Here is a 1,480-nt window from a genome sequence, read left to right as displayed (position 1 = left end):
CGCGCCGGCCGCCGCGGCGAGGTCACCGGCCGGCGACAGCGGCGCCAGGCCGGCGGCGAGCGCGCGGGCGAGCCGGTCGCGCAGCCGCAGCAGCGCGTCCAGCTCGTCGTCCGCGTCGGCGTGTGCGCGCAGCCCCGCGACCGACTCCGGCGCGAGGAACAGGTCGAGGTCCGTCAGCAGCCGGCGCGCCCACGGCTCGACGTCGGCGCCCGCGAAGCTCGTCGCGGTCGGCGCGCCGAGCCGGCCGTCGGCGCCGAGCGTCGGCACCGGCACGCTGACCGCCTGCTGGAACGCGCGGAAGAGCGGGCGCAGCGCGAAGCCGTGCGGCGGGTCGTCGAAGGAGAGCGCGGCGATGCCGCCGCTGCCGAAGTCGACGGCCCACACCTGCGGCCCGGGTACGGCGTCACCGGAGGGTGTCGTCGTCAGCGGCGGCGTGGGCGCAGCGCCGTCGGCGGCGGGGGTCGTCGCGAGTCGCAGCGTCGGCGCCGCCGCCAGCAGCCGTGGCGCGAGCGCGGCGAGTCGCTGCGCGGCGTCGGCCGGCGCCGACACGACGGTGTCGGCCTGCGCGGCCGGGCGGTCGCCGTCGGCGTCTCGTTGCAGCCGCACCGTCGTCACGAGCTGGACGGCCGGCTGGCCGGCGGTGAGCGGCTCGCTCAGCCTGGCGGTGACGGTCGCGGGCGGCGGTGGCAGCAGCACGCGAGCGCCTGCGGCGAACAGCGCGACCTCCGCGTTCGCGCTCAGCAACTGCGCGAGCGAGATCGCCACGCCGCGGGCGGCGAAGCGGGTCAGGATGGCGTTGAGCGTGTCGCCGGGGAGCGTTCGCTCGATCGCGCCGCCGGGCGCCTCGACTCCGATGCCCTCGACCACCAGCCCGGTCAGCGCGGCGTTCGCTTGCGCGACAGCGAGCGGGTCGACGCCGTAGGTCGCGCCGACCGCCGTCGCTGTCGACGCCGCCGGCAGCGCCGGCGCGGGAGCGGCGAGCAGCGCGCCCGGCGCCAGAGCTGTCGTCGAGACCGCGGCGACGACGGCGTCGAAGTCGACCGCTTCCGCTTCGCCGCGCAGCCGTCGCCACAGCGCGTCGAGCGAGTCGTCCGGGCGGACGGTCGTGACCTGATCGCCGACCGCGACGGCGCTGCCGGCGGGCAGCAGCCCGGGCAGCGCCCGGCTCGCCGCGGCGAGCCGCGGGAGGCTGATCGCGAGGCGCTGCGCGGCGCTCGTCAGCGTGTCGCCGTCGCGGGCGCCGTACGGGACGACGGGCGCCTCGTCGGGCAGCGCCACGGTGCCCGGGGTCGCGGAGCCGTCGGGCAGCGGGACGGGCGTCAGCGCGGCGGCGGCACGCGCGAACAGCGCCGCGCCGGCGAGGTACCGCCGCAGCGGCGCGCTGCCCTCCAGGAGCGGCAGCGGTGTCGGCGCGCCGTCGTCGCCGCGCGCCAGCGGCGTCAGCAGCGCCGCGTGCGCCGCCGGCGCCGCGAACTGCGCG

1 pseudogene is annotated in these 1,480 nt (G+C 79.6%); it reads right to left on the bottom strand.

Annotated elements, in window-relative coordinates:
* Nucleotides 1-1,480, bottom strand: a pseudogene (locus tag R7226_RS31430) (hypothetical protein); the annotation flags it as partial.

The organism is Conexibacter stalactiti, from assembly GCF_033542075.1.
Classification (GTDB): domain Bacteria; phylum Actinomycetota; class Thermoleophilia; order Solirubrobacterales; family Solirubrobacteraceae; genus Conexibacter; species Conexibacter stalactiti.
Note: the sequence above shows the minus strand (reverse complement) of the source record. Positions and strands in the feature narration are given on the sequence as shown.